The organism is Hoeflea sp. BAL378, assembly GCF_000759435.1.
GTDB lineage: Bacteria > Pseudomonadota > Alphaproteobacteria > Rhizobiales > Rhizobiaceae > Hoeflea.
In genome coordinates, this window is sequence record NZ_JRJG01000092.1 from 20,121 (window position 1) to 27,151 (window position 7,031).

General features: G+C 66.2%; 6 protein-coding genes and 1 pseudogene. All 7 read right to left on the reverse strand.

Going from position 1 to position 7,031, the window contains the following annotated elements:
• Positions 1–28: 28 nt before the first annotated feature.
• A complete protein-coding gene (locus LL06_RS18190; RefSeq protein ID WP_035530101.1) occupies positions 29–1,039 on the reverse strand; it encodes an AI-2E family transporter in 1,011 nt (336 codons plus the stop codon).
• A gap of 56 nt (positions 1,040–1,095) precedes the next feature.
• Positions 1,096–2,640: a TerC family protein gene (locus LL06_RS18195; RefSeq protein WP_201772357.1), complete on the reverse strand. Its 1,545-nt coding sequence runs from the start codon at positions 2,638–2,640 to the stop codon at positions 1,096–1,098.
• Between the two features lie 575 nt (positions 2,641–3,215).
• Positions 3,216–4,028, reverse strand: a complete 813-nt coding sequence (locus LL06_RS18200; RefSeq protein ID WP_035530079.1) for a methyltransferase — start codon at positions 4,026–4,028, stop codon at positions 3,216–3,218.
• A gap of 80 nt (positions 4,029–4,108) precedes the next feature.
• Entirely contained in the window at positions 4,109–4,939 is an 831-nt protein-coding gene (locus LL06_RS18205; RefSeq protein ID WP_035530081.1) for an ABC transporter permease, read from the reverse strand.
• Positions 4,936–5,736: an ABC transporter permease gene (locus LL06_RS18210; RefSeq protein WP_035530084.1), complete on the reverse strand. Its 801-nt coding sequence runs from the start codon at positions 5,734–5,736 to the stop codon at positions 4,936–4,938. Before LL06_RS18210 ends, LL06_RS18205 begins: the two co-directional genes overlap by 4 nt.
• 102 nt (positions 5,737–5,838) lie before the next feature.
• Positions 5,839–6,636: an ABC transporter substrate-binding protein gene (locus LL06_RS18215; RefSeq protein ID WP_035530086.1), complete on the reverse strand. Its 798-nt coding sequence runs from the start codon at positions 6,634–6,636 to the stop codon at positions 5,839–5,841.
• Between the two features lie 162 nt (positions 6,637–6,798).
• Positions 6,799–7,031, reverse strand: a pseudogene (locus LL06_RS18220) (molybdenum cofactor guanylyltransferase MobA); the annotation flags it as partial.

The following is a 7,031-nucleotide window of genomic DNA, read 5'->3' on the forward strand; positions in this document are numbered from 1 at the left end:
CCAAGCGCGATGCCGGCGCGGCAGAGCCTCAGTCTGAACGCCCGGTCGGGTCCTCGGCATGCGCTTCGCTTCCGAGGTAGCGCCTGACATAGGCTTCCTTCACCAGCGTCAACCCCAGCGCTGCCATCGGCGTCGCCAGGGCGAGGCCGATAAGGCCGAACAGGGCGCCCATGAGCAGTTGCACCGAGATGATGAGCGCCGGCGGCAGCGACACCCGCTCCTGCTGGATCAGCGGCGTGATCGCATAGCTTTCGAGCGTCTGCACCCCGAGATAGACCCCGACAACCATCAGCGCCGTGGTCGGACCCTCGGAGAAGCCCAGAAGCACCGCCGGCACCGCGGCGATGATCGGGCCGATATTGGGGATGAAGGCGAGAAGGGCGGCGATCAGGCCGAGGATCGGCGCAAGCGGCACGCCGATCAGCCACAGGCCCAGCCATGTCAGCGTACCCACCACGGCCATCGCCATCAACTGCGCGACAAGCCAGTTGCCGAGCGTGCCGGTGGCCTTGCCGAGCACATCTTCCGCGTCCGCGCGCACCGAGGGCGCCAGCAGGCTGATGAGCCCGCGCCGGTAGGTCGTGGGATCGAGCGCGCCGTAAAGCCCGATGATCAGCATGATGAGGAAGCTGCCGAGCGCGCCGAAGGTGGTCGCGACTGCGGTCGCCGCCGTTCCCTCGGTTCCGCCCGACAGCAGGGCGCCGGGGGTGACGCGCCGCATGAGGTCCTCGCCCCACGAGAACTCGTGGAGCCGCTCGCGCAGCCGGTCGAGCGCCGCGGGCACCTGGTCAAGCAACTGATTGAACTGCTCCACCACGGCCGGCGCGAAGGCGAGGAAGGCGCCGGCCAGCGCGAGGATGATCAGCAGCACGAAGGCGCCGATGCCCCAGCCGCGCGCGACACCGGTATGGCGGGCGATCCACCCGCCGCCGCCGCTGAAGAAGACGCCCAGCAGAAGGCCCGCGAAAACCACCAGCAGGACATCCGGCACGAGGATCAGCACCAGCGCCAGCGTGGCGAACAGCACGACGAGGGACATGGCATGGCGTCCCGGCGGGAGCATCCTGATCGGAAGGGCGCGATCGCGATCAGTCATCAGGCCGCAGCCTCCTTCTGGCGGATGCGGACCTTGTCGATGGCGCGCCCGTCCATCTTGACGATCTCGAAGTCCCAGTCGCCGGCGGCGACCCGCTGGCCCTCGCTCGGCAGATGGCCTAGCTGCCAGAGAATGTAGCCCGCGAGCGTGGAGTACCGGTCGGCGGCGTCGGACAGGTCCGCCCTGACGATGGTGGAGGCGCGGCGAATATCGATCCAGCCGTCGACCAGCCAGGAGCCGTCCTCGGCCTGCTCGGCGGTCACCGGCTCCTCGTTCTCGTCGACGAAGTCTCCGGCGATGGCTTCGAGAATGTCGGTCGGCGTGGCGATGCCTTCGATGGAGCCGTATTCGTCGACGACCACCGCCATCTGCAGGGTCGAGGCGCGGAGCTGCTCCATCAGCCGCAGCGCACTCACGCTTTCATGCACAACCAGCGGCTGGCGCAGCGACCGTTCGAGGTCGATGCTGCCGCTGCCGAGAAGGTCGCGCAGCAGGTCCTTGGTCAAGGCGACGCCGACGAAGGCGTCGAGGCTGCCGCGCGCCAGGGGAAAGCGCGAATGGCCGAGCTCGAGGATCTTCGCCTTCAGCGTCGTTTCGTCGTCATCCAGATCGAGCCAGTCGATCTCGGTGCGCGGCGTCATGATCGAGACCACCGGACGCTCCGCCAGCGTGAGCACGCCGGCGATCATGTCCTTCTCCTCGTTGCCGAAGATCTGCTGCGCGGCGGCGCGTTCGGCGATGGCGTCGGCGGAGCCGCCGAGCTGGACATCGGCGCGGCCGCCGCCGAGCAGCCGCAGCACGGCTTCCGCGGTGCGGTCGCGCAGGTCGCCCGAGGTGACGGCGCGTTCGCGGTTGCGGCGGCCGATCTGGTTGGCGGCCTCGATCAGGATCGAGAAGCCGATCGCCGCGTAGAGATAGCCCTTGGGCAGATGGTAGCCGAAGCCCTCGACGATCAGCGAGAAGCCGATCATCAGCAGGAACCCCAGGCACAGGATCACCACGGTGGGATGCCTGGAGACAAAGGCCATCAGCGGCTTGGACGAGACCATCATCACGCCGATGGCGATGACCACGGCGATCATCATCACCGACAGATGGTCGACCATGCCGACGGCGGTGATCACGCTGTCGAGCGAGAACACCGCGTCGAGCACGACGATCTGGACGATCACCTGCCAGAACACCGCATGGGCCACCTTGCCCTCCGTGTGGCCGGCAGCCCCCTCCAGGCGCTCGTGCAGTTCCATCGTGCCCTTGAACAACAGGAACAGGCCGCCGATGATCAGAATCAGGTCACGGCCCGAGAAATCGAGGCCGAACACCGAAAACAGCGGCGCTGTCAGCGTGACGATCCAGGCGATCGACGCCAGCAGCGCCAGGCGCATGAACAGCGCCAGCGAGAGGCCGATCAGCCGCGCCTTGTCGCGCTGGTTTTCGGGCAGCTTGTCGGCAAGAATGGCGATGAAGACCAGGTTGTCGATGCCGAGCACGATTTCGAGCGCGACCAGCGTGGCGAGGCCGGCCCACGCGGCCGGGTCTGACATCCATTCCAACAACACGTCCGGACCTCCATCTCGATCATTCGATGGCCATGAAGGCGGGGAGCCGCCCCTGCCATGTCAAAGCCCCCGCCCAGGCAATCCGGGCAGGCCACACAGGCATAAGCGCTGAGGCTGGCAAAGGTTCACTCGGGGCCGGAAGTTTGAGGTCGGGGCCGAGCCCGCGCCAGCACCCACGACCCAGGCAATCGCGGAAATTTCCTGCGCGCTTTCGTCGCCGGTCGGGTCACCCATGTTGACGGGCGCCCCTGCGAGGCAGACATCAGGCCTGAGAGTGGCGCCGCGCATCGCGATGCCGCGCGGCGGGATGCGTCCGCCGGAGAAGACGAAACAGGCCAAGACCACTGCCCTCGTGCACGGTGGGTCTTTTTTTGGGGACGTCATCCCCAGTTCCCACACTCCGTGAGTTTGTCGTAGGGGATCTGGCGGACACTCTGGGCCGACGTGGGCTAGTCGTGGATGGCTATCGCAAGCGCAGCCGCGCCGATGCGTCCAGGCGTGGCCCCTGGAGAGCCGCATCCCCTGTCCAGCCCTGCTTCACGCTTCGCCACGTCCCCCACTCACCCCTTCCGCGCCACATACAGATGCCCCGCGATCGGCAGGCCCTGCTCGTGGCGGACGGTGATGGCGGTCACCTCGACCGGGGTGAAGCCGGCGGTGAAGAGCCGTTCGCGGACATAGCATTCGGTGTGGGCGAAGCGCTGGTAGCGGCCCACCGTGTAGGAGCGGCCTTCGAATTCGGCGTCGGGCAGGGTCTCGCTCGAAAAGCAGAACAGCGCCCGGGGCAGGGCGTTCTTGGCCACGCCCTCGAACAGCGGCTCGAGGTCGCCCAGATAGGGCAGCACGTCGGTGGCGCAGATGAGGTCGAAGGGGTCGTCGTCATTGTCATCGAGATAATCGACCGCGTCGGCCACGTAGAGCGTGTCGTAGAGGCCCTTCTCGTGGGCGATCTCGACCATGTTCTCGGCGAGGTCGACGCCGGTGGCGTCGTCGGCCATGTCCTCGAGCGCGCCTCCGGTCAGGCCGGTGCCGCAGCCGAGATCAAGCATGCGCTCGAAGCTGGTTTCGTTGAGGTCGATCAGCCGCTGCCTGAGCAGCATCGGCACGTGATAGCCCAGGTCCTCGACCAGCACCTTGTCGAACACTTCGGCGTGCTGGTCGAACAGCGTCGCCACATAGGCCTCAGGCGCGCGCGCGGGCACCGCGCCGCGCTTCATCGAGGCGAGGCGGACGGCGGCGCCGCCATGGTCGTCGGGGTCGAGCGCCAGCACTTCGGCATAGGCCGCGGCGGCGGCGTCGAAATCGCCGGATTTCTCCAGCGCCAGCGCGCGGTTGTAGGCTTCGGCAAGCACATCGTCATCGGTCTTGGCCATCTTGGGCTCCACACAAGGGTTTGGCGCTCTCTACCGCAGACGTGCAGGGATTTCAAAGGCACAACTCGGGCAGCCGAACACTATCGCGTGAGGTGGCGGGTCAGCCGCTGTTCGAGCTTCGCCCAGATGTTGCGCAGCGCCTCGACGATGACGAGGTAGAAGATCGCCGCCCAGATGTAGATCTGGAAGTCGAAGGTGCGCGAATAGGCCCGCCTGGTCTCGCCGAACAGGTCGAAGACGGTGACGATGGCGACGATCGCCGAGCCCTTGATCATCAGGATGATCTCGTTGCCGTAGGGCCTCAGCGCCACGATCATCGCCTGCGGCAGGATGATCCGGTGGAAGGTCTGGAACGGGGTCAGGCCGAGCGCCGCCGCGCCCTCGTGCTGGCCGCGCGACACGCTCTCGATGGCGCCGCGCAGGATCTCGGCCTGGTAGGCGGCGGTGTTGAGCGTGAAGGCCAAGAGCGCGCAGTTCCAGGCGTCGCGGAAGAACACCCACAGGCCCACCGCCTCGAGCTCCTCGCGAAAACTGCCGAAGCCGTAATAGATGAGGAACAGTTGCGCGATCAGCGGCGTGCCGCGGAAGAAATAGACATAGCCGTAGGCGAGGCCCGAGAGCACGCGGTTCTGCGACATCCGGCCGAAGGCGATCGGCACCGACAGCACCGCGCCGAGCACGATCGAGATCGAGACCAGGGTCAGCGTCACGCCGAGGCCGGAGACGAGCTTCGGCCCGTAGGTCGCCACCTTGTCCATGTCCCAGGCGCCGATCAGCCAGGCCACCAGACTGACGCCGGCGAGGATCCAGAAGCCGAGCAGCACCGCGCCCAGCACCCGCATCGGCGTCCACAGGAACGCAGGCGCCGGCGGCGCCGGCTGCGGCGGGATCAGCTCGCTCACCGCGCTCACCGGCTCACTCCCGAGCGGCGCACGCGGGTCTCGATCTTGGAGAACACCACCGAGGAGGCCACCGCCAGCAGCAGGAACAGAAGGCAGGCGATGCCGTAGAAATAGAAGGCTTCCTTGGTCACCTTCGCCGCCACGCCGGCCCAGCGCAGCGTGTCGCCGAGCCCGATCACCGAGATCAGCGCGGTGTCCTTCAGAAGGTTCATCCACAGATTGCCGAGACCCGGCAGGGCGATGCGCACCAGTTGCGGCAGGATGATCAGCCGCATGGTCTTGGCGGGCCTGAGCCCGAGCGAATTGCCGGCCTCGTACTGGCCCTTGGGAATGGCCTTGAAGGCCGAGGACAGCACTTCCGAGGCATAGGCCGAGAACACCAGCGAGAGCGCGATGACGCCGGCGGCGAAGGAGTTGATCTCGAAGCCCTCGTCGAACCCCATGCCCATCGCCGCCATGCGCACGGCGATCTGCAGCCCGAAATAGATCATGAAGATGGTCAGAAGCTCGGGCAGGCCGCGGAAGATGGTGGTGTAGATGTCGGCCGAGATCCGGAGCGAGCGGATGTCGGTCTGCTGCGCCAGCGCGATGAACAGGCCGATGGCGAGCCCGATCGGCAGCGAGCAGACGGCGAGCGTGATGGTGACGAAGAAGCCACCCGCCACCTCGTCGCCCCAGCCGGTGTCGCCGCACGACAGCAGCGAAGCCTCCGGCAGCAGATTGAGGATGCCCACCGGTCCGCAGAACGGATCGAACAGGGAGATGAGCGCATAGAGCTGCCCTCCCAAGGATAGTGCCGGTTCCATTCTGTCCCCTGTGACCTGCCGTATTTTTACGGTCTCGGTGTCAAAACGGCGGACGAAACCCGCCCGCCGTCGTTCGCGTCGTTCTACCGGTGCATGGCCGGATTATTCGCCGTAGACGTCAACGTCGAAATACTTGTCGTTGATGGTCTTGTAGGTGCCGTTCTCGCGGATGGCGGCAATCGCCGTGTTGAACATGTCCCTGAGCTCGGTCTCGCCCTTGCGGATGGCGATGCCGGCGCCTTCGCCGTTGATCACCGGATCGTTCTTGAGCGTGGCGAGCAGCTTGCAGCAGGCGCCGTCTTCGCTCTTGAGCCATTCCGAGAGCACGATCACGTCGTCGATCACCGCGTCGACGCGGCCCGAGGCGATGTCGAGCTTGTATTCGTCCGGCGTCGGATAGAGCTTCAGCTCGGCCGAGGGGAACTTCTCTTCGGCATAGTTGGAGTGGGTGGTCGACGATTGCGCGCCGATCATCTTGCCGGCGAGGCCCGCATCGGTCGCGTCGGTCAGCGTGCTGTCCTTGGGCACGGCGATGGCCGGCGGGGTGTTGTAGTACTTGTTGGTGAAGTCGACCTTTTCCTTGCGCTCGTCGGTGATCGACATGGAGGCGATGATGGCGTCGAACTTGCCTGCGACCAGCGCCGGGATGATGCCGTCCCAGTCCTGGGTGACGAATTCGCACTCGACCTTCATTTCCGCGCACAGCGCCTTGGCGATGTCGATGTCGAAGCCGACCAGGGTGCCGTCGGATTCCAGGTTGTTGAAGGGAGGGTAGGCGCCTTCGGTGCCGATGACGATCTTCTTCATGCCGCCGTGGCTGGCGGCCTGGGCGCTGGCGCCCATCGTCAGGGCGAGGGCAGCCGCAGTGACTGCCAGGGTGAACCGCTTGGAAATACGCATGAGTAACCTCTCTGTTGGCCGGATCGCAGCTTGTTGCCGCTGCATTCCTTATGGTCGCGGCCTTCGTGGGCCGCGCTGAAACGGATATTCCCACTGTTTGCGCGGCGATTGCAACAGGAAAAGCCGGCTTACCCAAAGCCGATGCACGTCAGAAGACGGATTTCATCCGCCCGCGGCGGCCGGGCCGGCGAGCAGCGCTTCGGCGCGGGCCAGATCGGCGGGCCGGTTGACGTTGAAGAAGGGGTCGGAGGCCTCGTCGCACGCAAAATCGGCCTCGGCGACGGGGAGGTTCCTGAGATAGGCTTCCATGCTCAGATCCTCGGTCACGCCCAGATGCTCGCCCAGCGCGCCGGCAAGCGCCGCGGGCCAGAGGGCCACGACCGGATGCCGGCGTC